Annotated in this window: 24 protein-coding genes; 14 read left to right on the forward strand and 10 right to left on the reverse strand. The window is 67.3% G+C overall.

What is annotated here, in order from left to right; genetic code table 11:
- The 9 genes from GGR89_RS22120 (at position 1) to GGR89_RS21090 (ending at position 10,143) form a co-directional block, all read left to right on the forward strand.
- The gene (locus GGR89_RS22120) at positions 1-3,144 is read left to right on the forward strand and encodes a PAS domain S-box protein (protein ID WP_206434327.1); all 3,144 of its coding nucleotides are present in this window, start codon (positions 1-3) and stop codon (positions 3,142-3,144) included.
- A gap of 2 nt (positions 3,145-3,146) precedes the next feature.
- A complete protein-coding gene (locus tag GGR89_RS21055) occupies positions 3,147-3,563 on the forward strand; it encodes a response regulator (RefSeq protein WP_125977418.1) in 417 nt (138 codons plus the stop codon).
- 124 nt (positions 3,564-3,687) lie between these two features.
- Positions 3,688-4,821 carry a sensor histidine kinase gene (locus GGR89_RS21060; protein ID WP_125977417.1) on the forward strand — a complete coding sequence of 378 codons (1,134 nt, stop codon included), beginning with the start codon at positions 3,688-3,690 and terminating at the stop codon, positions 4,819-4,821.
- Positions 4,822-4,850: 29 nt separating this feature from the next.
- Positions 4,851-5,228, forward strand: coding sequence for a response regulator (locus tag GGR89_RS21065; protein ID WP_209092442.1), 378 nt, complete (start codon positions 4,851-4,853; stop codon positions 5,226-5,228).
- Positions 5,229-5,314: 86 nt separating this feature from the next.
- A complete protein-coding gene (locus GGR89_RS21070; RefSeq protein ID WP_241218050.1) occupies positions 5,315-5,941 on the forward strand; it encodes a Crp/Fnr family transcriptional regulator in 627 nt (208 codons plus the stop codon).
- 85 nt (positions 5,942-6,026) lie between these two features.
- Complete coding sequence (locus tag GGR89_RS21075) at positions 6,027-6,281, forward strand: hypothetical protein (RefSeq protein WP_125977414.1); 255 nt, start codon at positions 6,027-6,029, stop codon at positions 6,279-6,281.
- Between the two features lie 201 nt (positions 6,282-6,482).
- Positions 6,483-8,360 (forward strand): HWE histidine kinase domain-containing protein, encoded by a 1,878-nt coding sequence (locus GGR89_RS21080; RefSeq protein WP_164542710.1) that lies wholly within the window; start codon positions 6,483-6,485, stop codon positions 8,358-8,360.
- A 155-nt stretch (positions 8,361-8,515) separates the two neighbouring features.
- Positions 8,516-9,271 carry a histidine phosphatase family protein gene (locus tag GGR89_RS21085; RefSeq protein WP_125977412.1) on the forward strand — a complete coding sequence of 252 codons (756 nt, stop codon included), beginning with the start codon at positions 8,516-8,518 and terminating at the stop codon, positions 9,269-9,271.
- Positions 9,268-10,143, forward strand: coding sequence for an NAD(P)H-hydrate dehydratase (locus GGR89_RS21090; RefSeq protein WP_125977411.1), 876 nt, complete (start codon positions 9,268-9,270; stop codon positions 10,141-10,143). The genes GGR89_RS21085 and GGR89_RS21090 overlap by 4 nt, the downstream gene beginning before the upstream one ends.
- An 11-nt stretch (positions 10,144-10,154) precedes the next feature.
- On the opposite strand, the gene GGR89_RS21095 is transcribed toward GGR89_RS21090, so the two are convergent.
- The 8 genes from GGR89_RS21095 to GGR89_RS21130 form a co-directional block, all read right to left on the reverse strand.
- Positions 10,155-10,565: a c-type cytochrome gene (locus GGR89_RS21095; RefSeq protein ID WP_125977410.1), complete on the reverse strand. Its 411-nt coding sequence runs from the start codon at positions 10,563-10,565 to the stop codon at positions 10,155-10,157.
- Positions 10,555-11,451: a cytochrome c oxidase assembly protein gene (locus tag GGR89_RS21100; protein ID WP_164542709.1), complete on the reverse strand. Its 897-nt coding sequence runs from the start codon at positions 11,449-11,451 to the stop codon at positions 10,555-10,557. Before GGR89_RS21100 ends, GGR89_RS21095 begins: the two co-directional genes overlap by 11 nt.
- Positions 11,439-11,765, reverse strand: coding sequence for a hypothetical protein (locus GGR89_RS21105; RefSeq protein ID WP_164542708.1), 327 nt, complete (start codon positions 11,763-11,765; stop codon positions 11,439-11,441). Before GGR89_RS21105 ends, GGR89_RS21100 begins: the two co-directional genes overlap by 13 nt.
- Entirely contained in the window at positions 11,762-12,379 is a 618-nt protein-coding gene (locus tag GGR89_RS21110; protein ID WP_125977408.1) for a cytochrome c oxidase subunit 3, read from the reverse strand. Before GGR89_RS21110 ends, GGR89_RS21105 begins: the two co-directional genes overlap by 4 nt.
- Positions 12,376-14,274: a cbb3-type cytochrome c oxidase subunit I gene (locus GGR89_RS21115; protein ID WP_125977407.1), complete on the reverse strand. Its 1,899-nt coding sequence runs from the start codon at positions 14,272-14,274 to the stop codon at positions 12,376-12,378. Before GGR89_RS21115 ends, GGR89_RS21110 begins: the two co-directional genes overlap by 4 nt.
- Complete coding sequence (coxB, locus tag GGR89_RS21120; RefSeq protein WP_125977406.1) at positions 14,271-15,230, reverse strand: cytochrome c oxidase subunit II; 960 nt, start codon at positions 15,228-15,230, stop codon at positions 14,271-14,273. Before coxB ends, GGR89_RS21115 begins: the two co-directional genes overlap by 4 nt.
- Complete coding sequence (locus GGR89_RS21125) at positions 15,227-15,610, reverse strand: cytochrome c family protein (RefSeq protein ID WP_167713175.1); 384 nt, start codon at positions 15,608-15,610, stop codon at positions 15,227-15,229. The genes coxB and GGR89_RS21125 overlap by 4 nt, the downstream gene beginning before the upstream one ends.
- 149 nt (positions 15,611-15,759) lie before the next feature.
- Positions 15,760-16,785, reverse strand: coding sequence for an ATP-dependent DNA ligase (locus tag GGR89_RS21130; protein WP_125977404.1), 1,026 nt, complete (start codon positions 16,783-16,785; stop codon positions 15,760-15,762).
- 118 nt (positions 16,786-16,903) lie between these two features.
- Between GGR89_RS21130 and xth the strand changes: the two genes are divergently transcribed.
- Entirely contained in the window at positions 16,904-17,680 is a 777-nt protein-coding gene (xth, locus tag GGR89_RS21135) for an exodeoxyribonuclease III (RefSeq protein ID WP_125977403.1), read from the forward strand.
- 6 nt (positions 17,681-17,686) lie between these two features.
- On the opposite strand, the gene GGR89_RS21140 is transcribed toward xth, so the two are convergent.
- Both GGR89_RS21140 and GGR89_RS21145 read right to left on the reverse strand, forming a co-directional pair.
- Entirely contained in the window at positions 17,687-19,603 is a 1,917-nt protein-coding gene (locus tag GGR89_RS21140) for a hybrid sensor histidine kinase/response regulator (RefSeq protein WP_241218049.1), read from the reverse strand.
- A gap of 106 nt (positions 19,604-19,709) precedes the next feature.
- Positions 19,710-20,300: a PAS domain-containing protein gene (locus GGR89_RS21145; protein ID WP_125977402.1), complete on the reverse strand. Its 591-nt coding sequence runs from the start codon at positions 20,298-20,300 to the stop codon at positions 19,710-19,712.
- Between the two features lie 605 nt (positions 20,301-20,905).
- Here GGR89_RS21145 and GGR89_RS21150 point away from each other — a divergent pair.
- The 4 genes from GGR89_RS21150 (at position 20,906) to GGR89_RS21160 (ending at position 23,511) form a co-directional block, all read left to right on the forward strand.
- The gene (locus tag GGR89_RS21150) at positions 20,906-21,571 is read left to right on the forward strand and encodes an HAD family hydrolase (protein WP_125977401.1); all 666 of its coding nucleotides are present in this window, start codon (positions 20,906-20,908) and stop codon (positions 21,569-21,571) included.
- A gap of 57 nt (positions 21,572-21,628) precedes the next feature.
- Positions 21,629-22,453: a SirB1 family protein gene (locus GGR89_RS21155; RefSeq protein WP_241218048.1), complete on the forward strand. Its 825-nt coding sequence runs from the start codon at positions 21,629-21,631 to the stop codon at positions 22,451-22,453.
- Positions 22,454-22,647: 194 nt separating this feature from the next.
- A complete protein-coding gene (locus GGR89_RS22490; protein ID WP_241218047.1) occupies positions 22,648-22,797 on the forward strand; it encodes a hypothetical protein in 150 nt (49 codons plus the stop codon).
- A 9-nt stretch (positions 22,798-22,806) separates the two neighbouring features.
- A complete protein-coding gene (locus tag GGR89_RS21160; protein WP_277600120.1) occupies positions 22,807-23,511 on the forward strand; it encodes a TonB-dependent receptor plug domain-containing protein in 705 nt (234 codons plus the stop codon).
- Positions 23,512-23,602 lie beyond the last annotated feature (91 nt).

Consider the following 23,602-nt stretch of genomic DNA (forward strand, 5'->3'; position numbering starts at 1 on the left):
ATGGATGACCTCGAAGAGCTGATGCGACGTCAGCAGGCGCTGGCCGAGTTTGGCGACTTCGTGCTCGATCATGAAGACCTCGACCAGATCCTGACCGAAGGGTGCCGCCTGATCGCCCAGGCGCTCGGCACCGATCTGGCAAAGGTCATGGAGATCGAGCATGATGCCGAGACGGCGTTCGTGCGCGCCGGCATTGGCTGGCGCGCAGGCGTCGTCGGCGCGGCGCGCGTGCGGTTGGACGATCGCTCCTCCGAAGCCTTTGCAATCGCGCAGGCTGGGCCGGTGATCACCAACGACATCGTCGACGAGGCGCGGTTCGTCTTCCCGCCCTTCCTGCGCGACCATGGCGTGTGCGCGCTTGTGAACGTGCCGATTCTGCTGCCCGGGCGCAGGCCGTGGGGCCTGCTGCAGGTCGATGCCCGCGAACCGCGCGCGTTCGACGACCGGAGCATCCAGTTTCTCAAGACCTATGCAATGGTGCTGGGCCCGGTAATCGATCGTCTGCGAGTCGCGGCGGAGCGCGAGCAGGCGCTGATGGGCGTGCGCGAGCGCGAGGAGCGGCTGCAGCTGGTGACGGACGCCATGCCCGGCCTGATCGCCTATATCGACAAGACATTTTGCTACCGCTTCGCCAATCGCCGCTACGAGGAATGGTTCGGGCTGCCGACCGGAACGATCCTCGGCCGACATTTGCGCGAGGTGCTTGGAGAAGCCGCGTTCGATCGCCTCCTTCCGCACGCGGAGGTCGCGCTCTCGGGCAAGCGCCACCGGTTCGAGGCCGAGGTCGCATTCAAGCTGGGCGGCACGCGGCACGTACAATCCGAGTTCGTGCCGGACATACGCGAGGACGGATCGGTCGCCGGCTATTACTCGCTTGTGCTCGACGCCACGCCCCGTCACGAGGCGGAACTGGCGCTGCGCGAAAGCGAGACGTTGCGCGGGTTGGCTCTGGAAAGCGGCGGCATGGGTGCGTGGCGGTGGGACACGCGGGCGCACACGGTGCATGCCGACGCCGTGGTCCAGAAGCTGTGGGGCGTCTTCGCCACACAGCAGCCCCATGCTGTGGCGCTTTATGCCGGCATGATGGATGCCGAAGGCCTGGCCTGGCTGGAAAGCGGGACGGCGGAGCAGGCCATCCCGGGCGAATCCTTCGGCACGCGCATGCAGGTCTCGCACGGTCGCAATGCCGGGCGTTGGGTGCAACTGCGCGGCAAGGCGGATCTCGAACGCCCGTGGATCATCAATGGCGTGACCTTCGACGTGACCGAGCAGGTGGTGGCCGAACAGGAACTCGCCCGCTACCGCACCGCGCTCGAACAACAGGTCCGGCAACGCACCGCGGAGCTCCAGGCGAGCCGCGACCTGCTGCAGGCGACGATGGACGCCTCGACCGACCTCATCCAGGTTTTCGAGGCCGAGCGGGACGCGACCGGCGCCATCGTCGATTTCCGCTGGGTGCTGGTCAACCCCGAGGCCGAGCGACGGTTCGGCCCGGTCATTGGCGAGAGGCTGGTCGAGCGCAACCCCGGCGTTCAGGTGGAAGGAATTTTCGACGCGTTCCGGCGTGTAACCGAGACCGGCATATCCGAGCGCGCCGAACGCCATTATGTGCACGAGCAGTTCGACGGCTGGTTCTACCAGTCGGCGGTCAAGTTGGGCGACGGCGTCGCGACGACCACGACTGACATTTCCGAGTGGAAAGCGGCGCAGGCCGATCTCCTGCGCCTGCGCGATCAGGTGGCGCAGGCGCAGCTTCGGGCGAGCGAGGAACGCTTTCGCCTGCTCGTCCAATCGGTCCGCGACTATGCCATCTTCACCATGGATCGCGCGGGGAGGATCACTTCCTGGCCGGCGGGCGCCGTTGCCGTCTATGGCTGGTCCGAGGAAGAGATGATCGGCCAGTCGGTGGATCGGACCTTCGTGCCCGAAGACGTGGCGGACGGCGCGCCGGAATGGGAGCGCGCAGTCGCGGCACGCGACGGGGTGGCCCCCAATGTCCGCTGGCACCTCCACAAGGGCGGCACCCGAATCTTCATCGACGGCTCGACCCAGCCGCTGTTCGGGGCGGACGGAGAGATCCGCGAGTTCATCAAGATCGGCCAGGACGTGACCGAGGCACGACGCGTGCAGCAGGCACTGGCCGCGAGCGAGGAGCGGCTGCGCGCCGCCGTCGACGTGGGGCGGCTCGGGCTTTGGGACTGGAACGTGGCCTCCGGCGAGGTGCATTGGTCCGACGAGCATTTCCGCATGGAGGGATATGCCGTCGGCGAAGTGACACCGAGCTACGAGGCATGGGCATCGCGCGTCCATCCCGAGGATCGCGCCGAAACCGAAGCGGCGCTGCAGGACGCGCGCGAACAGAAGCAGGAGTTCACCAGGGAGTTTCGCGCGGTGCATCCCGACGGTTCGGTACACTGGCTCTCGGGCAGGGGGCGGTTCTTCTACGACGAGCAGGGCAATGCCGTGCGCATGATCGGGGCGATGGTGGACACGACCGAACGGCGCGAATGGGAGGAGCGGCAGCAGGTCCTCATCGCCGAACTCCAGCACCGCACCCGCAACCTGATGGGCGTGGTGCGATCCATGGCCGACAAGACGGCGCGGGCGAGCGGCGACTTCGACCAGTTCCGTGGCCGCTTCGGCGATAGGCTGGAGGCACTGGCGCGGGTGCAGGGGCTGCTCTCCCGTCTGAACGAGCATGACCGGGTGACGTTCGACGAACTGATCGAGACGGAGCTGGCGGCGATGGGTGGCAACCGGGACGGCATCCGGCTGGAAGGCCCCAAGGGCGTGCGCCTGCGCTCCTCGACCGTGCAGACGCTGGCGCTCGCGCTCCACGAACTGGCGACCAACGCCGTCAAATACGGCGCCCTCGGTCAGGCTGGCGGATGCCTCACCGTGACCTGGCGAATGGCTCAGGATGCGGCGAGCGGGCAGCCCTGGCTGCACATCGACTGGCGCGAGACCGGCGTCGACATGCCGCCGCCGGCATCGGGGGCGCGCGGCGGCGGGCAGGGGCGCGAGTTGATAGAGCGCCCCTTGCCCTATCAGCTCGGCGCGCGAACCAGCTACACGCTGGGCGCGGACGGGGTTCACTGCACCATCCTGATGCCGGTATCCTCCAAGCCGGCCAGGGAAAGCTGAGCATGGTCGATGCTCCTCTCCACGGCTGCCGCGTGCTCGTGATCGAGGACGAGTTCCTGCTTGCGGACGAACTGGCGGACGCGCTGCGCGACGCGGGGGCGATGGTGCTGGGGCCGGTCGGCACGGTGCAGCACGCGATCGACCTCATTCGTGCCGAGGCGCGGATCGATTGCGCCGTGGTCGACGTGAATCTGGGTGGCGAGATGGTGTTTCCCGCCGCCGAGCTGCTGCAGACGCGCGGCATCCCGTTCTTCTTTACCACGGGCTATGACGCCAGCGCGCTGCCGCCCTCCTTTCGTACGGTCCTTCGCTGCGAAAAGCCGGTTGACCTGCGGCGCCTGCAGCAAGCGATCTCTGCCATGCATTCGGATCGGCCAGAGGGCGGCACGGTGATGCGGGTACCGACCCCGAACCGGTAAAGCGCCACAACATCGCGGCCAATGCGCGGGGAAGCGGGCCCGAACCTAAGAAACGTTAAGGACAGGGCGCCGGGGCCTGGTCACTATCGCGCAGGTCTCTCGCCCAGTCTGGGGGCTTTTGCCGATGCAGCAGCAAGTTCCGGTAGTTGAAGACGGCATCGCGGAAGGGCTGGTTTCCGGCAGTCCCGCCGTCGCGCGATTGCGGGGGCTGGCGCGGTCGGGTGCGAGCGGCGAGCGGATCGTCCAGCAGGCCGAGGTGGAACTCGCGGCACAGCGCGAAAGCGAGGAGCGCCTGCGGAGCGCGGTGGAAGCCGGGCAGCTCGCCTTGTGGGAGTGGAACCTCGACTCCGGCGAAATGCACTGGAGCGACGAGAACTACCGGATGCTCGGCTATCCGATCGGCGCGGTGGAGCCCAATTATCACGCCTGGGCGGACCGCCTGCACCCCGAGGATCGCGCTGGCACCGAAGCGGCGATCCGCGCCGCGTTGAACGGCGACGGCAAATACCGTCACGAATATCGCATCCTTCGCCCCGACGGCACGATCCTCTGGACGCTGGGCCGGGGCAGCTTCTCCTATGATCGTGTGCGAAGGCCGGTGCGCATGATCGGCGCGATGATCGACATCACCGACCGCCGGAATGCGGAGGCATCCCGGAGCATGCTGATCGGCGAGTTGCAGCACCGGGTACGCAATATCCTCGCCGTGGTTCGCTCGATCTTCGCGCGGACGGTCGAGGCGGGGGGAGCGATCGACGATATCGCGCTGCACTTCACGGGGCGTCTGGACGCGCTGGCGCGCACCCATGTGATCGCCACACGCAACCCCGGCGCGACACTCGATCTGGAGAATCTGCTGCGCGAGGAACTGCTCGCTGCCGGGTTCGCCAGCGACCCACGGGTCACGTTGTACGGGCCCGACGTACCGCTTGATTCCAAGAGCGCGGAAATCATCGGCCTGGCGCTCCACGAATTGACTACCAATGCCGTCAAATATGGTGCGCTCAATTTTCCGAATGCGCGCATTGAAATTTCTTGGGTCGTTAACCTGCGATATGGTTGCGACCCTCAACTTATACTTACATGGCGGGAACAGGGTGTCCCCATCGTAGAAGTTCTTCCTGTCCATCAAGGATTTGGAAGTGAATTCATCCGTGAAGGCCTTCCGTACCGGCTGGGCGCCGAGACGGAGCTCGTCTTCACGGGCGGTGGTGCGCGCTGCACGATTTCCCTGCCGTTGCCGGGCATCCCGGCGTGATCCGGCGCGCGATGGAAAGCCCCTTGAACATGGACACTTCGCTTTCCGGCCTGCGCGTTCTGGTGGTGGAGGACGAGTATTTCATCGCGACCGACGTGGCGCGGGCGATAACCGATGCGGGGGCCGATGTCGTCGGCCCCGTTCCGCAGTTGGACCAGGGCTTGGCGCTCGCCGATTGCGAGCAACTCGATGCCGCGGTGCTCGACGTCCATCTGGAGGGGGGCTTCTCCTACGCGATCGCTGAATCGCTCACACGGCGCGGCGTGCCGTACCTGCTGCTGACCGGCTACGATTCCTGGGCACTGCCGGAGGCGCTTCAGGATGCACCCCGGCTCACCAAACCCATTCAGCTCCGTACGCTGACTGCGCACCTCCGCGCGCTTCTGGGAGATGCCCCATGTCCATGATGTTAGCGACGCCCCTATCCGCGACGGAGCCGCCTGCGCTCCATCGCCTGTCCCGCATAGCACCACTGGGGGACGCGGCGCGCGCCATGGTCGAGGCGGCGGTGCGGGACTCGCGGCGGGTGCCGATGCGGCGCGAATTGCTGACCGAGGGGCGGGCCGTGCCGGAGCCGATGCTGCTCGTCAGTGGTTGGGCAGCGCGGGTGCGCATCCTGGTCGATGGCCGCCGACAGTTCCTGAGCTTCCTGCTGCCGGGGGATCTGATCGGCCTGTGCCGACAGGATCGGCCGCTCGCGGTATCCACGGTGCAGACGCTCACCGACGCGAAGGTTGCGACCGCTCCCGACAGCGACGTGGCCGATCTTCATCAGGCCTATGCGGCGAGCAACGCGCTGGAAGAGGCCTATCTCCTCGCGCAGATCACGAGGCTGGGGCGGCTGAATGCGCTCGATCGGATCTGTGATCTGATGCTCGAAATCCACGAACGGCTAGCGCTCGCGGATCTGATCCAGGGACGCAGCTTCGAGGTGCCGCTGACGCAGGAGATGCTCGCCGACGCACTCGGCCTGACGCCTGTCCACATCAACCGCATGCTCCAGCAGGCGCGGCGCGACGGCGATCTGGAATGGCGCGGAAGCCGGGTGACGTTGTCGGATCCGGCTGCGCTCGCACGCCGCATCGGCCGGACACCCGCACGCGTGTCCGCCGACGTCTGAACGGTTCGTCGCACGCCCTATCCGAGGTAAGCGCAATGGCTTCAGCCATCGGTCAAGCATGTCGTCGCGAGAAACGGAGACGATCATGCGGAATGTCGATGACTATCATTATGCCCGTGCGGTTGCCGAACTCGATGTCGCGCAGCGCTCGCTTTGCCCGGAGGCGGTGCAGGCGCAATATACGTTGGCCGAACTGCATCTCGAGCGTGCGAGTGCTCGCCGTCCCCCCAATCTCTTCGAGCTGCGTGGCGATTCCCCGGAGTCCGCAGGGCGTTTCCGCCAATCTTTGGCGGAAGACGGGTCCGTCGTGCCGTTGAGGCAGAGGCGGGGGAGAGATTGAGCACCGCAGCATGTCCGGCGCGGAACGGGAGCGGGCTTTGCCGTGGACGGGGCGGGAGGACATCTTCCGGGGTCGATGCCAGTTCTCCGCCGAGATGATGCCGGGGTGCAACGATTCCGCCGTCTCGCGCGTCTCCCATTGTCGGGATTTCTCCCTGGTTTCGCTTGGAGTGCCGTTCTGTCGCGCCCTAATGTCTCGACGTTGCCGCAGGGCGACGGCTCTTTTCCCGGCCAGCTCGCCGCCAGGCATCTGCCGGCGAGGATCAGGGTTCTGGCCTGCATGGGCGCGGGCATTGCAATCGCGGTCGGCGCCGTCGTGCTGGCCGGCTGGACGTCCCGCACCTACCCGCTGACCCAGTTCTTTCACCAGCGCAGCGCGATGCAGCCCCTCACGGCGCTCTGCGCCGTCCTTGCCGGCACCGGCATCCTTGCGGCTGCGCGTCGGCATGTCGACCGACCGCACGTCCGCATCCTCTGCGCGATCGTTCTGACGATCGCGCTCCAGACGCTGGTGCAACAGGCCGCCGGGCTGGACCTCGGGACGGATCGCTGGCTCTTTCCTGCCGCCATTGATGGCCAGCCGATTCCCTATGCCCATCCGGGCCGCATGGCGATGCCGACCGCGATCGCCTTCCTGCTGATCGGTGCCGGGCTGTATCTGTCGCAGGTCGCAGGTCGCATCGCGGGCCTGCTTCTCTCTGCAACATCGTCTGCGGTTCTGTTGCTCGCGGCGATCGCCTTTCTGAGCCACCTCTACGCCGTCGCTCCCTTCCAGGGGCCGTTCAGCTTCACCCAGGTGGCGCTTCCCACCTCGCTGGCGCTGGCGGGCCTGGGAACCGGGGTTCTCGCCTTGCGGCCGCGCCGCGGCTGGGTCGGTCTTCTTGTCGGGAATTCGGTTGGGGCGACCGCGGCCCGACTGCTGCTCCCGCTGATGATGGTGGTTCCGATCCTTGTGGCGGGGCTTGCCCTGCGTGGGTCAGAGATCGGCCTGTACCCAGCCGATTTCCGCCTGGCGCTGACCACGGCGATCACGGTCGTGCTGCTGGGCGCACTCGCGCTGTGGGGGAGCGCGCAATTGGACAGTCTGGTCTTTGAGCGCCGCAGCGCCGAGATCCTGCGGCAAAACGAAGCCACGCTTCGCGCATTCTTCGACACCGAGGGCCTGTTCGCATCGATCGTCGAACGTCGGGGAGACGAGGTCCACTATATCGCCGCAAATCGCGCATTCTCCGCATTGTTCGGACGCGACGAGGTTGCCGGTCTGACGCAACGAGATCTCGACCCGGGCGGGCCTGCGCAGGCCATGGCCGACCGGCTGAAGGTGATCGAGGCGAACGGCGTCGCCCAGAGCATGGAAATGCGCCACGTTGCGGAAGCGGGCACGCGCTGGTTTCAAGTGACGATCAGCCCGATCGGCGGAAGCCCGATCAATGCGCCGCGCTTTGCAACCGCGTCGTTCGAGATCACCGAGCGCAAGCGAGCGGAAGCGCACCAGCAGGTGTTGCTGCAGGAACTCAACCACCGCGTGAAGAACACGCTTGCCGTCGTGCAGAGCCTCGCAACGCAGACCTTCCGCGGCGATCAGGCCGATCCGGTGGCAAGGCGGACCTTCGAGGCGCGCCTAGCCGCCGTTGCGGCCGCGAACGATCTGCTCACGCGGCAGAACTGGGAGACCATCTCGCTGCGCGCGCTGGTTGGCAATACGGTGGGTCCTGGCTGCGGTGCCGATAGCACGCGCATCCACCTCGATGGGCCGGAGCTCGCGCTCCCGGGCCGCATGGCCGTATCGCTCACGCTCGCCCTGCACGAATTGTGCACGAACGCAGTGAAGTACGGCGCGCTGTCCAACAACGTGGGCGAAATCTTGGTGCGGTGGTCGGTAACATCCGGCGACGAACCGCGGCTCAACATCGCGTGGATCGAACGTGGTGGGCCGCCGGTCGTGGCCCCCTCGGACCGCGGATTCGGATCACGGCTGATCGAGCGTGCCTTGTCGGCGGAGTTGCGCGGCCCCGTTCGGATCGAATTCCGTCCCACGGGCCTCGTCTGCGAGATCGATGCGCCGCTGCCGCAATCCTAGCGTAGCCGCTTAATCACCGGCACTGATTTTGGCGCAGCCCGTGCTTGACGAAGGCACCAGGGCTGACTGGTGCCCGCCATTGAGTCGGCAAGCATTGGCTGGATCTTCGGTGGGTATCGCAGGGAACCGCTCTTTTCGTGCCGCATTGATCTTCAATGATTTCAGGTGCTTCCCGCTGGCCGCGCCGTTTGTGGCTGATCCGCCATGGTCAAAGTGCCGGCAACGTCGCCAGAGACGCAGCCCACGCCGCAGGCGCGGAGCGGATCGCGCTCGATCAGCGTGACGTGGATGTGCCGCTATCCCCGCTGGGCGAGCGCCAGGCGATAGCGCTCGGGCGGTGGTTCGCCGCGGGGGAGGGGAATGGCAGGCCGGCCGTTATTCTTTGCAGTCCCTATGCGCGAGCCCATGCGACGGCGCGGCTGCTCCGCGACGCGGGCGGTGCGTTGCCGGACGCCATGCTGTGCAGCGACGAGCGGCTGCGGGAGAAGGAATTCGGGATTCTGGATGGGCTCACCACCGCAGGCATCGCGGCGCAGATCCCCGAGCAGGCCGAGTTCCGGCGCCTGCTGGGCAAGTTCTACCATCGCCCGCCCGGCGGGGAGAGCTGGTGCGACGTGATCCTGCGGCTCCGCTCGCTGCTCGACACCGTGTCGCTGCATTATGCGGGCAAGCCGGTCATGATCGTGGCACACCAAGTCGTGGTGCTGTGCATGCGCTACATTCTGGAAGGGATGAGCGAGGCGGAGATACTGGCGATCGATCGGGAGGGAGACGTCGCCAACTGCTCGGTCACCGAATATGCCTGCGGCGCGCGCGGACTGGAGCTGGTGCGCTACAACGTCGTCACGCCGATGGAAACGGATGCTGCGGTTACCGCAGCGCCCGACGCCATGGTGGCAGCACGCGGATGATCGCGCTGGACCGCGCCTGGCTCGCCGCCAACCCGCTGCCGCCCTACGACGTCGCAACCGACAAGAATGCGCGCGGCAGGGTGCTGGTCGCGGGCGGATCGGAACGCGTGCCGGGCGCCTTGCGGCTGACGGGCGAAGCGGCGCTGCGAACCGGCGCCGGCAAGGTCCAGCTCGCCACCGTGGAGCGGGCGGCGCTGGCCCTCGGCGTGGTCACGCCGGAAGCGGCGCTGTTCGAATTGCCCGCGAACGACGCCGGCGAGCTGGGTAGCGAGGCGGGACAAGCGCTCGCGGCCTTGCTGGAACGGTGCGACGCGCTCGTGTTGGGCCCCGGCATGGGGATCGACGCCGACGCCGCGCCGATGCTCGATGCCATACTGGCCGGGCAGGGCAACGGGATCGCGCTGTTGCTCGACGCCGCGATGCTGGCGGTGGTCGGCAGCCGGGCCGACGCGATCGTCGCCCGGAGCGGCGCCACCGTGCTGACGCCGCATCCCGGCGAGATGGCTAAGATGATGGACGAGGATCCCGAGCGGATCGTTCGGGAGGCTGCGGCGGTCGCGTGCGAGGCTGCCGCGCGGTTCGGCGCGGTGGTGGCGCTGAAGGGGCCGGAGACGCATGTCGCCACTCCCGACGGTATCGTGCTGCACTATACCGGCGGCGGGCCGGGCCTGGCCACGGGCGGATCGGGCGACGTGCTGGCCGGCGCGATCGGCGGTCTGTTGGCGCGGGGCGCGGCGCCGCTGGTCGCAACCGGCTGGGGCGTGTGGCTGCACGGCGAAGCGGGCCGGCGGCTCGCCGAGCGGATGGGGACGATCGGCTTCCTGGGACGGGAACTGGCGCCCGAGATCCCGGCGCTGATGAATTCGGTCTAGCGCGCGCCGCTCTATCGCCGCAGTGTGTACAGATAGGCGGCGATGTCGCGCGCGTCCCGCGGCGTCACGCCCTGCTCCGGCATGGCATTGCCGGGCACGACCTGCTGGGGATGCTGGAGCCAGCGTTGCAGGTTGGGCGAGTCGTTTGGGAGCGTGCCGGCAATGAAGCTGCGGGTCGCGATGCCGTTCAGCGCAGGGCCCGCCACGCCCGTCGCGGCACCGATGCCCGGAATGCGGTGGCAGGCGCCGCAATTGTAGCGTCCAATCGCCGCCTTCCCCGCTGCCACGCTGCCGCCGGTCATCGCCTCGGCATGGGTGCGCGACTGGGCACTGTCCTGGTAATAGATGCCCGCCACCGACAGCACGCCCGCTAGCGCGGCGAACGCCGTCATTGCATAGACGAAGCGCAACTCAAACGGCATCGGCGATCCTCGGTGGTGCGATGAGGGTGCGGAACAGCAGCAGCGCCGCGCCGAGATGGACGAGCCCGCCTGGCACCCACATGATCAGCCCTGCTACCTGCTGGTCCTCGGCCGGGCTGAGGCCAAAGGGGGCGAGCGCCAATCGCGCATAGCCGGCGTACCAGGGCGAGGTGGCGAAGGCCATCAGCGCGCCGAGCGCACCGGTGACGATCGAGGTGGCGAGCAGGCACAGCCCGGCGAGCGCGCGATCGGCGGCCGCACTTGCCCCTGCGCCGCGCCGTCCCAGCATCGCAGTCCAGAACAGCAGGGCGCTCGCCAGGAAGCAGAGGTGCTGGACAGCGTGGCAGGCTTCGTTGACGAGCGCGAGGTCGAACAGGCTGGGCATGTGCCAGATCCACAGCACCGCTGCTTGCAGTAGCGTCGCCACGACGGCGCCGCTCGCCCAACGATAGGCCGGCGCGATCGCCGTGCCGAACGCGCCTAAGGTGCGTCGCGCGCCTGGCGGGAAGGCCCAGAGCATCGCCGAAAGCGGCTCGGCCAGCACCAGCAGCGGGGCGGCGAGCAGCATGATCAGCTCATGCTCGGTCATGTGCGCGGTGAAGCTCCGCTCGCCCGCTTCGTGCAGGGGAGACACTAGCGCTGCGGCGAGCACCAGCCACCCGATCGCGAACCAGGCGCCGCGACGCTGGAGGCGCACTCGTCCGCCCGTCGAGCGCCCATGGAGACGAAGCCAGCCGCGGCTGAACGCCACCGCCGCGATCAGCAGCGGCAGCGTGATTGCCGGGTCCCAGGTCCAGGCCGGCGGGGCGGCATGGTCGTGCCCGGCATGGGCGAGGGCCATACCCGGCAGCAGGAGCAGCGGGACGGCGACGCTCAGCCGACGCATGGCGGCACGATCATCACGGCAAGCGTCTGGAAGGCGATCGCCAGCGCGAAAATGGCGGCGAGCAGCAGCGCGACGCGCGACAGCCAGGCGCGCGGCGGCGTCTGGTCGCCGGCGCGCTTGGCGCAGGGCCGGGCGATCGCCATCGCCAGCAGGCACAGCGCGATACTCGCCACGCCCCAGCCGAGTCCCAGCCCGTTGCCGACGGACGCGCATCGCACCTTGAGTATGCTGCCCAGCCCAACTTCGAAGACATACCAGGCGAGCGGCGGCAGCAGCAGCGCAGCCCAGGGTCGGGTGCAGTCCCAGCGGCTCACCCTAGCCTCGGCGCCAGATAGATCAGCGCGCCGATCGGCAGCCAGCTAAGCACCACGAAGGTCCAGTAATTGGCATTGTCCTCCACATCGGCGAACTGGTCGTCGCCGACCTCATGGGTGAACAGCCAGACCGCCTGCACCGCGGTGTCGCCGATGTCGGTGATCAGGTGGCTGGTGTGTAGGATGATGAGCATCCACAGCACGGATCCGTAGGCGTTGTCGGTCCAATGGACGTTGAGATGCGCGAACTCGAGCGCGCGGGGGATCAGCAGCACGAGGCCGAAGATCGTCATGCCAAGCGTGCCGAAGCGCACGCCGCGCTCGTCCTTGGCGATGGCCCGACGGCGGACCCACAAATTGGGCAGCTCGCTGAGAAGGAGACCGAGAGTGAGGATTGCCGGCCAGAACAGGTCGGGCGGGCGGATGCCCGCAGGGGGCCAGCCGTGCGTCTGGCTCATCAGGTAGAGATAGGTACCGGCGGCGAGCGCAAAGGCGGTGCCCTCGATCGCCATGAAGCCGATATTGCCCCACCAGACGAGGTGCTTCGCGCCGCTTGCGCTCTCGGGAAGGCCCGAGACGTCGCCGACGATCGTGCAGGGGCGGGCATCGCTCATCGACGCACCGCCAAGGGGCCGGTGGTCGCCCGCTCGCGCTGTGGCCAGAACCAGGCGATCAGCGCTGCCGCGAGGGGTACCGCGCCCCAGACCAATGCCCAGGGCGTGAAGATGCTGCCGATGAACAGGATCGTTACCGCCAGCGCAGAGAAGAGCGGTGCGATCGAGGGCTTCGGGCTCTTCTGCCGATATTCCGGGGTCGCTTCAATGACGGAGGTGACCAGCACCTCGCGGCGTTCTACGGCAAGCCCGGTCATCACCTGCAGTGCCTCTTTCTGGGTCCAGAGCGGGGTGAGGCTGTCGACCACTGGGAGGTGATCGAAATTGTGCTGGGGCGGCGGCGAGGGGACCGCCCATTCGAGTGTCGAGCCGCCCCACGGATCGGGCCCGGCAAGCGCACCGTGCCGCCTGCTCCACCAGGCGTTGGCGACGAACACCAGCCCGCCTGCGACTGCGATTGCCGAGCCGAGCGTGGCGACGAGGTTGAGCGGCCCCCAGCCCATACCCTCGCTATAGGTGTAGACGCGGCGCGGCATGCCCATCAGCCCCAGCAGGTGCATCGGGAAGAAGCCGAGGTTGAACCCGCCGACGATCAGCCAGAAGGCGAGCTTGCCCAGCCGCTCGGACATCAACCGCCCGGTCGCCTTGGGGTACCAGTAGCAGAAAGCCCCGAGCAGCGGCAAGATTGCGCCGCCGATCAGCACATAGTGGAAGTGCGCGACGATGAAGTAGGTGTCGGTGATCTGCTGGTCGAGCGGGGCCGAGGCGGCCATCACGCCCGACAGCCCGCCGATCACGAAGGTGGCGATGAAGCCGAGTACCCAGAGGAGTGGCGTGTCGAAACGCGGGCGGCCGCTCCACAGCGTCGCGATCCAGCAGAAGATCTGGAGGCCCGCGGGCAGCGCCACCGCCATGCTCGCGGCCGTGTAGAAATCGTTGCCCAGCCGCGGCAGGCCGACCGCGAACATGTGGTGGACCCACAGCCCGAAGGCGAGCGCGGCGATTCCGAGCATCGACAGCACCACCGCAACATGACCGAACAGCGTGCGGCGCGAGAAGGTCTCGACGATCATCGAGACGAAGCCCGCGGCGGGCAGGAAGATGATGTACACCTCCGGATGGCCGAACCACCAGAACAGGTGCTGGAACAGGATCGGGTCGCCGCCCGCGGCCGGCGCGAAGAACTGCGTCGAGACCAGCCGGTCGGCAATCAGCATGCTGGTGACGAGCATCACGGCGGGCAACGAGAAGATCGTCATCAGCCCGGCGATCGCCTGCGACCACACGAATACCGGGATGCGTGCCAGCGTCATGCCGGGCGGCCGCATCTTGAGGACGGTGGCGACGACGTTCACCGAGGCGGCGAGTGCCGCGACCTCGGTGAAGGTGATCATCTGCGCCCAGATGTCGGCGCGGTGGCCGGGCGCATAGCCGGGGCCCGAGAGCGGCGGATATTCGAACCAGCCGAGATCGGGGGTGATGCCGACGGCGTGCGGCACCCACAGCATCAGCACGCCGCCCAGATACAGCCAGTAGCTGAACGCCGCGAGCCGGGGGAAGGCGAGCGCGCGCTGGCCGAGCATCAGCGGCACCAGCCAGATCGCCATCGCCTCCATCACCGGCACCGAGACGAGGAACAGCATCGTCGAGCCGTGCAGCGAGAAGCTCTCGTTGTAGAGCTGGGGCGTCATCCGCCCCATGTCGGGCCAGGCGAGCTGCAGCCGCATGTCGAGCGCGAGCATGCCCGCCAGGAACATCAGCAGCACGACGGTGAGGATATAGCGCGCGGCGATCCGCTTGTGGTCGACGGTGGTGAGGAAGCCCCACAGGCCCGGCGCGTCGCGCCACGAGACGGCGAGCCGATCGGCCTGTTCGGGGGTGAGCGGCGCGGTCATTGGAGTTCCATCAGGTAGCGCGACGCTGCGTCGGCATCCGGGCCGGAGAGCGCGACCGGCGGCATCATCGTGCCAGGCTTCAGCGCCTGGGGCTGGGCGATCCAGCCTTGAACCGCGCCGCGGCTCATCGTCAGCGTGCCGGCGGCCACCGAGCGCCGGCTACCGAAATGGGTGAGGTCCGGCCCGGCCCGTCCGGTGGAGGGCGTGCCGCGGATCGTGTGGCACATCGCGCATTGGCCGCCGGTCACCACCTGCTGCCCGCGCGCGGCGACGGGATCGGCAGGTATGGCGGCGGCCTTGGCCTGTCCGGCCAGCCAGCGCTCGAAATCCTCCGGCGCATCGACCTTCACGTCGAACGCCATGTGCGCGTGCTGGACGCCGCAGAACTCGGCGCACTGGCCGCGGAACCAGCCGGGTCGGGTGGGGGTGAGGTCGAGCAGGTTGATCCGGCCGGGGATCACGTCGAGCTTCTGCGCGATGTTCGGCACCCAGAAGCTGTGGATCACGTCCGCCGATCCCAGCGCGACGCGCGTCGTGCGGCCGAGCGGCAGGTGAAGTTCGTTCGCGGTCTCGATCCAGCCGCCGGTGCGCGGATCGCGATACTCGATGCGCCACCACCATTGGTGGCCGGTCACCCGCACCTCCAGCGCGTCGCGCGCGCGGGCGGCGGCGATGTTGCGCTCGACGAGGAAGCTGGCGGTGATCAGCACGGTGAGCCCGACCACGATCAGCCCCGCCCAGCCGAGCATTCCTCGGTTGAGCCCGATGTCCGGTGGATCGATCGTCGGCTCGCTCGCCGGGCGGCGCCTGCGGAACGCGCGCCACAGCGTCCAGGCGACTCCGCCAAGCACCAGCAGGTACATCGCGCCGCAGACGAGCATCATCAGCCAGAACAGGCCGTGGATGCCCGCCGCCTGTTCGCCCGCCGGTTCCAGTGCCGATTGCAGTCCGCTCAACGCACCGGACCCGTCCAGTTGCTCCCCTGCGGCTCGCCGACCTGGTCGAGATCCTGGCGGCGGCGTTTCTCCGGCGTCAGCCGCGGCAGGTTCCGCACATAGGCGGTGATCTGCCAGAGCTGCTCGGCAGGGATGCGCGCGGCATATCCCGCCGTCGCGCCGGGGTGCCGCTCGGCGATGAAGCCATAGACCTGATCGAGAGCGCCGCCATGCACCCAGACCCGGTCGCCGAGGTTCAGCGGCCCTTTGGCGGAACGACCATGACAGCTCCCGCACCCATACCAGGTGAAATAGCGTCCACCCTGCGCGACCTGATAGAGGTTGCGCTCATAGGCTGCGGCCCGCGAATCCTGCGCACCGTTGGGGGCGGTCTGGGGCAAGTCCGGCCCGGCGGATCGGCTCTCCGCGCTGCAACTCGCAACGGGCAAGGCGATCAGACCGGCAAGGAACGCGCGACGGAGAGAATTCACGCCGTTTTGTTGCGCGCCCGATCAGCCCCTTCAATCACACAAATTAGTTTTGCCACGCCTCAAAGGGTCGGGCGCGAAAGCGTCGACAGTTCGGCTGGCCGAACCTCGTGAACCAGCTGCTCCATGCGGCATTGCTCGGGCGCCTTGTCGGGCCGCCAACGCAGCAGCTTGGTGCCGTGACGGAAGCGGTCGCCGGTCACCTGGTCGTACAACACTTCCAGCACCCGTTCGGACCGCAGCGGCACCCATTCGCTCTCGGTGCCGTTGTTCCACCGGCTGGGGCCGCCCGGCGCCTTGCCGGTAAAACCTGGCGGCCCAATCAGCGGTTCCAGCGTGCGCAGGAGCGCCTGGCGCTCGGCCGCAGCGATGCCGGAGGTGAAGCCGACATGGTGGAGCAGCCCGGCATCGTCGTAGAGACCGAGCAACAGCGAGGCGACGCCGTCGCCTTTCTTGGTGCGACGGAAGCCGCCGACGACGCAATCGGCGGTGCGGTGCTGCTTCACCTTCAGCATCGCGCGCTCGCCGGGCCGATAGGGTTCGTCCAGCCGCTTCGCGACCACCCCGTCGAGCGCGCCGCCGCCTTGCGCAAGCCAGGCACGGGCGGTGTCCAGATCCTGCGTTCGGTGCGACAGTAGCAGGGACGGCCCGCCGTGCTTCCGGTGAAAGGTCTCCAGCGCTGCGCGACGATCGCGCAGCGGCGCGTCGAGAAGCGGCTGCCCGTCGATGCCAAGGCAATCGAACAGCATCAGCTGCGCCGGCGTCTCCTGCGACAGCCGCCGGATCCGGCTCGGCGCCGGGTGGAGCCGGGCCTGGAGCGCATCGAACGAGAGCACGTCGTCGATCGGCAGGATCAGTTCGCCGTCTAGGATGAACTCGGGGAACTCGACGGCCGCAATCATGGTGACGACTTCCGGGAAGTACCGGCTGAGCGGCTTTCCCGACTTCGACCGGATCTCGACGAGATCGCCGCGGCGGAACACGAGCGCGCGGAAGCCGTCCCATTTGGGCTCGAACTGCCAGCCCGGCTCCTCGGGCAGCGTCGCGACCAGCTTGGCCTCCATCGGCGACAGGTCTGGCATGGCCATGATGCTCCATTGCGCAGTGGTGCGGAGACCGAACGCGCGGTATCCCACCCGGTTCACGGGAGCAGATCTCGGGAGCGTTCGTTCCGGAAGCCGATAAGGCAGGGGAAGTGAGGCGGGGATGAAGATCGCGACCTACAATGTGAACGGGGTGAACGGTCGCCTGCCGGTGCTGCTGCGATGGCTGGAGGAAGAGGCGCCCGACATCGTCTGCCTGCAGGAGTTGAAGGCACCGCAGGAGAAATTCCCCGAGGCCCCGATCCGCGACCTCGGCTATGACGCGCTCTGGCATGGCCAGAAAAGCTGGAACGGCGTCGCGCTGCTCAGCCGGGTAGGCGAGATCCACGAAACGCGGCGCGGACTGCCCGACGATCCCGACCCGTCGCAGAGCCGCTATATCGAGGCGGCGGTCAGCGGGATCCTGGTCGGCGGGCTGTATCTGCCCAACGGCAATCCCCGGCCGGGCCCAAAATTCGAGTACAAGCTCGCCTGGTTCGAGTGCCTGATAGCGCATGCCGAGACGCTGTTGGAAAGCGGGCTGCCGGTGGTGCTCGCCGGCGACTTCAACGTGATGCCGACCGAGCGGGACGTCTACAAGCCCGAGCGCTGGCGCGACGACGCGCTGTTCGCACCCGAGGTCCGCGCGCTCTATGTGCAGTTGCTCGAACAGGGATGGGCTGATTCCCTGCGCAGCCTCCATCCCGATGCCACGATCTACACCTTTTGGGATTATTTCCGAAACGCGTTCGCGCGCGACGCGGGGCTGCGCATTGACCAGCTGCTGCTGAGCCCGGTGCTGGCAGGCCGGCTGGTGGACGCGGGCGTGGACCGGCAGGTGCGCGGCTGGGCAAAGACCAGCGATCACGCACCCGCCTGGATCCGATTGCGCGACCACTGACCTTCGTCATTCGTCGCTCTCGGCCCTGTGCACCAACTCGTTGATGCTCGCTGCCAGCGTTTCCAGCTTGTACGGCTTGCGGAGGATCGGGAATTCGCGCTCGTCGCGCGGGATGAACTGCTTGCTGCTATAGCCGCTGGCCAGCAGCACCGGGAGGTTTGCGTATGTCTCTCGCACGGCGCTGGCGAGCTCCAGCCCGCTCATCCCCGGCATCACAATGTCCGAAAACACCAGGTCGACCGGGTTCTCCCGCAACAACTCGAGCGCTTCCTGGCCGCCAGCCGCTTCCAACACCGTGCAGCCGAGATCGTCGAGCAGCTGGTGCGCGAAATAGCGGACGTGCTCGCTGTCCTCCACCAGCAGGACTCGAAGCGCCGCAGGCAGCGAGATCTGCGTATCCGGCGCCGTTTCGCGCTGCAGCGGCTTGAACGTGCGCGGGATCCACAGCTCCACCCGGGTGCCCTTGCCCAGCTCGGAATCGATCCGCGCGGCGCCGCCCGACTGCACGGCATAGCCATGGATCTGCGACAGCCCCAGGCCCGTGCCCTTGCCGGTCGGCTTGGTGGTGAAGAAGGGCTCGAACACGCGCTTCAACGTCTCAGGCGGGATGCCTTCGCCGGTATCCTCCACCGACAGCAGGACACCGTCTCCCTCTGTGCGGCGCGCGTTGTGCGTAGCGATGGTGATCCGCCCGCCCTCCGGCATCGCGTCGCGCGCATTGAGCACGGCGTTGAGCAGCGCGGCTTCGAGCCCGGTGGGGTCGATCTCCACCGGCCACAGGGCAGGGGTCAGGTCGAGCCGCAGCTCATATTGGCTGCCGAGGGTCCGCTGGAGCATCTCGCTCAACGCATCCAGCCGGACGCTGAGATCGATCACTTCGGGCTCCAGCGGCTGGCGCCGGGCAAAGGCGAGCAGTTGCGAGGTGAGGCTGGTCGCACGCTCGGCGGTCTCCAGCATCACGTTCAGGTAGCGCGTGCGCTTCTCGCTGGGCATGTCGGGCTGTTTCAGCATGAAGTCCGCTGACCCGTGCATTACGGTCATCAGGTTGTTGAAGTCGTGGGCGATGCCGCCCGCCAGCTCGCCCAGCGCCTGGAGCTTCTGCGATTGCAGCAGCGCTTCCTGAGTGCGGCGAAGTTCCTCTTCCGCCTGCTTCTTCTCGCTGACGTCGCGGGTAATCTTGGCAAAGCCGACATGCGCACCGGCCTCGTCGTAGATCGGGTCGATCAGCACGTGCGCCCAGAACAGCGAGCCGTCCTTGCGGACCCGCTGCGCCTCCGCCTCGAATTTGCCCTCCGCCAGCGCCGTTCGGAGGGCAATGTCAGGCGCGTCGCGCGCCCGGTCGGCGGGGGTGTAGAATAGCGAAAAATGCTGCCCCAGCACCTCGCTTTCGGTATAGCCCTTGATCGCCTGTGCGCCGGAGTTCCAGCTGGTGATCCGGCCATCGGTGTCGAGCATGTAGATCGCATAGTCGCGGACGCCCTGGACCAGCAGTTTCAGCTGTAGCGCGCTCTCGTAGATCGCCTGTTCAAGCCGACGCTTCTCGGTGATGTCGCGAGTGATCTTGGCGAAGCCGAGCAGCGTGCCGTCTTCGCTGCGGATCGCGTCGAGGATCGCGTGGGCCCAGAAGCGGCTGCCGTCCTTTCGAATGCGCCAGCCTTCGGCTTCGAAGCGGCCCTCGCGCGCTGCGGTGGCGAGGGCGCGGGCCGGCAGTCTCGACGCCTGATCCTCGGGCGAGAAAAAGCGGGAGAAATGCTCGCCCACGATCTCTGGCGCTACATACCCCTTGAAGCGCGCTGCCCCGCTGTTCCAGGTGACGATCCTGCCCTCGGGATCGAGCATGTACAGGGCGTAATCGGTGACCGCATCCACCAGCAGCTGGAAGACTTCTGCTGAGGGGTGTGGCTTGGCGTCGGCTGCTGACAAAACCTGATCCTGTGCAAAGCCCCCCCGGACTCACCACGGACCAAAGTCTGTATCGTCGCCGAAGCGGCATGCAACAGCTTTGTTTTTTCAGCTCAAGTTTTGCCGGTTAGAGATCCGCCTCGATCGCGAGGCGCATCGCTTCGCCGGACGTGGCAACCCCCAGCCGGCGGATCAGCGCGCTCCGGTGCATCTTAACCGTCTTTTCCGCCAGGCCGAGCTCGGCGCCGATCTGCCGGCTGCGCAGGCCGCGCGCCATTAGGTGCAGGACCGCCCGCTGCTGGTGGGTGAGACGCGCGATGCGACTCGCGGCTTGCGCCCGAGCAAGTCCGCCGGCGAGCGCGCCGACTTCCATCTGCGTACCGAGGAAGAAGAGGACATCGCCGTTGTCGTCGAGCACGGGTGCGACCATCACTGCGTTTCGGAAGCTGCTGCCGTTCTTGCGATAGTTGATCAGTTCCACGACGTGGGGCGTCGCAGTGGCGATCGCATGGGCAAGCGCGTTCGAATGCACCGGCTCGGTTCCGGGACCGGCGAGGATGCGGCAGTTGCGGCCGAGCAGCTCCGCTTCGCCATAGCCGGTCAGGCGCTCGAAAGCGGTGTTGGCCGCGACGATCGGATTGTCGGGGCGGCGCGGGTCGGTCACGATCGAGGCGATCGGCGAAAGCCGGATGGAAGCTAATAGGGCGTGTTTGTCCATGCGCGGGTCCAGTCGGCTCCTCCGGCTGAGGGGGGCGATACGGTGATCACCCCCATAACGACTTTCTCCCGGTCCGGCTCCGACGCGATTGAAGGGCGGTGGCGCAGCCGAGGTATCCGGCCTGCCGACTTGCGACGCGCTTGCAGCGGCCCCTTGACCGCGCTGCAGCCATGTCGGACCGGCGTCAGGCCGGCTCCCTTCAACCGATTGGGATATCTTGAATTTCGTGGCGGGGCGCCGATATTGCCGGTCTTGTTCAACAACAGAAAGGAGGTGGTCGAATGTCTCATTGTCATATGCCGCTGAACACGGATCCTATGAGCATGGCGAACCTCGTCGAGGCTTGCCGCTTCTGACCTCCCGCCTTCAGTGGCAGGCAATGGAAGGGCCGCTCCAGCGATGCTGCGGCCCTTCGTGCTTCCGGGTCCCGGCAGCGGGGCGAGGACGGATCAGCTCGTAGCCGGGCGGCAGGATGGCCGATGCCAGGCAGACGAAAACGGCGCGACGCTGGCTTATGGGAACCTTGGCCGAGCCGATGCGCTCGGTTTGTCTGGCCGCCGCCACCCCGGCGACGCCGGCCCCGTTCCCTGGCGCGAAGGTGACCCATGCCGATCCAAGCCGTTCTGTTCGATATCGACGGCACCCTTGTCGACAGCAACGACTTCCATGTCGCCGCGTGGCAAGAGGCGTTCGCGACGATCGGTGCGCGCTTCGAGGCGCAGGTGATCCACGATCAGATCGGCAAGGGCACCGACATGCTGGTCCCCGCGCTGCTGCCCGACCTCGACGAGGACAGCCAGCAAAAGCTCGGCGAGACCCATGGCGAGATCTTCAAGGCCAAGTTCCTGGATCGGGTCGAGCCATTCCCCGGCGCCCGCGAGATGCTTGCGCGGGTGCATGCCGATGGCCGGCGCGTCGTACTGGCGTCATCCGCCTCGAAGGCCGAGCTCGAGCACTATCTTGCGTTGCTCGATGCCCAAGCTCTCGTTTCGAAGACGACCAGCGCCGACGATGTCGAGCGGACCAAGCCCGCCCCGGATATCTTCTCGACCGCACTCGAAAAGGTCGCGCCGCTTGCGGCCGATGCGGTGATGGTCGTCGGGGACACGCCCTATGATGTCGAGGCCGCCGGCAAATGCGGCATTGCCGCGATCGGCCTGCGGTCGGGCGGATTTGCCGACGATGCCCTGCTCGGCGCCGGTGCCGTGGCGCTGTACGACGATGTGGCGCATCTGCTGCGTGAATATGCCCAATCGCCGATCGCCCGCTGATCTGCGAGGGTCGGGCCGCGTGGTGCGGGGAGCGCCTTTGGAAGGAGGGAGATGATCTTGGCCACTTCTGCATCCACCGATGCGATCGTCCAGATCGGCCTGATGGAAGACGAGGCGATCGATATCGATGCGGCGGCGCTCCAGCTGGCGGCGCTGGACCATCCCGATACGGACCTGAGCCCCTATGTGGCCCAGCTGAACGCCTTTACCGAAAGCCTGGCAGCGGCCGGCGTGGATGCCGAAACCGTCGAGGAACGTGCGCAGGCGCTCGCCCGCGTGATGGCGGGGACCTTCGGGTTCAGCGGCGACCGGAACCAGTATGACGATCCGGCCAATGCCGATCTCCTCCGCGTGATCGATCGGAGGCACGGGCTGCCTGTAAGCCTGACTATTCTCTACGCTGCCGCGGCCCGGCGGCTCGGCTGGCGGGTGGATCCGCTGAACACGCCCGGCCATGTGCTCGCCCGCGTCGGCTCGGAGACCGACGCCGTGTTGATCGACCCGTTCAACGATGGCCGCATCGTCGCCGCGGACGAACTGGCCGCCCTGCTTCGCGGCGTGCTGGGGCCGGCCATGGTGCCTACGATCGAGCATGTCACCCCGATGTCGAACCGGTCGGTGCTGGTGCGGCTGCTGATGAACCAGGCGAGCAGGGCGGAAGCTTCGGGCGACGCCGCCCGGGCGTCGACGCTGTACGAGCGCATGACCGTGATCGCACCGGCGCATGGCCAGGGCCGGTGGGAACGCGCCCGTCTGCTGCTGCACGCAGGCGATGTGAGCGGCGCCCGATCCAGCCTGAGCGCCATGTTGGAAATCACCCGCGATCCCGCGCTCCGCACGCATATCTGCTCTGCCCTGGATGCGCTGAGCGGGCGCGACTGAACCCGCCTGCGGCATCGATACCTGCCGCCGATCAAGGGCTGCTCCCAGGCTCGATGTAGCTGACCCCGACGAGCATGCTTCAATTGATATTGACTCGCAGTATCGTTGCAGGATAGCTGCGCTCCCGTAACAAAGGGGGGCGCATGCGACATTATGGGTTTCTGCTCACAACGGCGTTGGTCGGGATGAGCGGGATGTCTGCCGCGCAAGCGCAGGAGGCGGCGGGGCCGGCGGCCGAGGAGATCATCGTCACCGGCGAGAAGAGCGACCGCACCCTGCAGCAGACCACCAGTTCGGTGGGCGTCACGACGGCCAGACGGATCGCGCAGGAGAATCTGCAGTAGATCCAGGAAATCTATCAACGGACGGCCAATCTTTCGGAGACCTACGGCGCCTCCGGCTTCTCGATCCGCGGGATCGACCAGCGGGGCGTTTCGGGCGGGAGCGGTGCCGCCACCGCGACGGTGTTCGTCGACGGGGCGCCGGTGCCGCAGGATCTGCTGTCGAACGGCCCGACCGACCTGTGGGACGCGGCGCAGGTGGAGATCTTCCGAGGGCCGCAATCGACGCTGCAGGGGCTGAATGCGCTGGCCGGCGCTGTGCACATCCGCACCGAGGAACCGAGCTTCGACTGGCGGCTCAAGGGGCAGGCGACGGTTGCCTCGTTCAACACCACGCAGTTCGCGGTCGCCGGCGGCGGCCCGCTGATCGGGGACCAGCTCGCCTTCCGGATCTCGGCCGAGAAGCGCGATTCGGACGGTTTCATCTACAACATCACCCGCCGCGCGCCGGAGAACCCGGTGAACTCGATCTCGCTGCGCGGCAAGCTGCTCTGGACGCCCGCGATGCTGTCCGGCTTCGAAGCGCGGCTGAACTACCATCACTTCCACACCAAGGGCGGGTATCGTTTCACCTACGCCGATCGCAACCAGCCCGATTATCAGGACAATCCCACCAACAGTTCCAACGATCCCAACAGCAGCGACGTCGACGCCGACCAGGCGACGCTGGACCTGCGCTACCGGCTGGGCGGGGGCTTCTCGCTGACGGCGCTGTGAACCGCGCCGGGTTTGCCGGAGGCTCCAACTCCTGAGAAGGTGGAGCCTGTATGAGCAAGACGACGAACAAGTTTTCTCCTGAGGTCCGCGA

It is taken from the genome of Sphingomonas trueperi (assembly GCF_011927635.1).
Classification (GTDB): domain Bacteria; phylum Pseudomonadota; class Alphaproteobacteria; order Sphingomonadales; family Sphingomonadaceae; genus Sphingomonas; species Sphingomonas trueperi.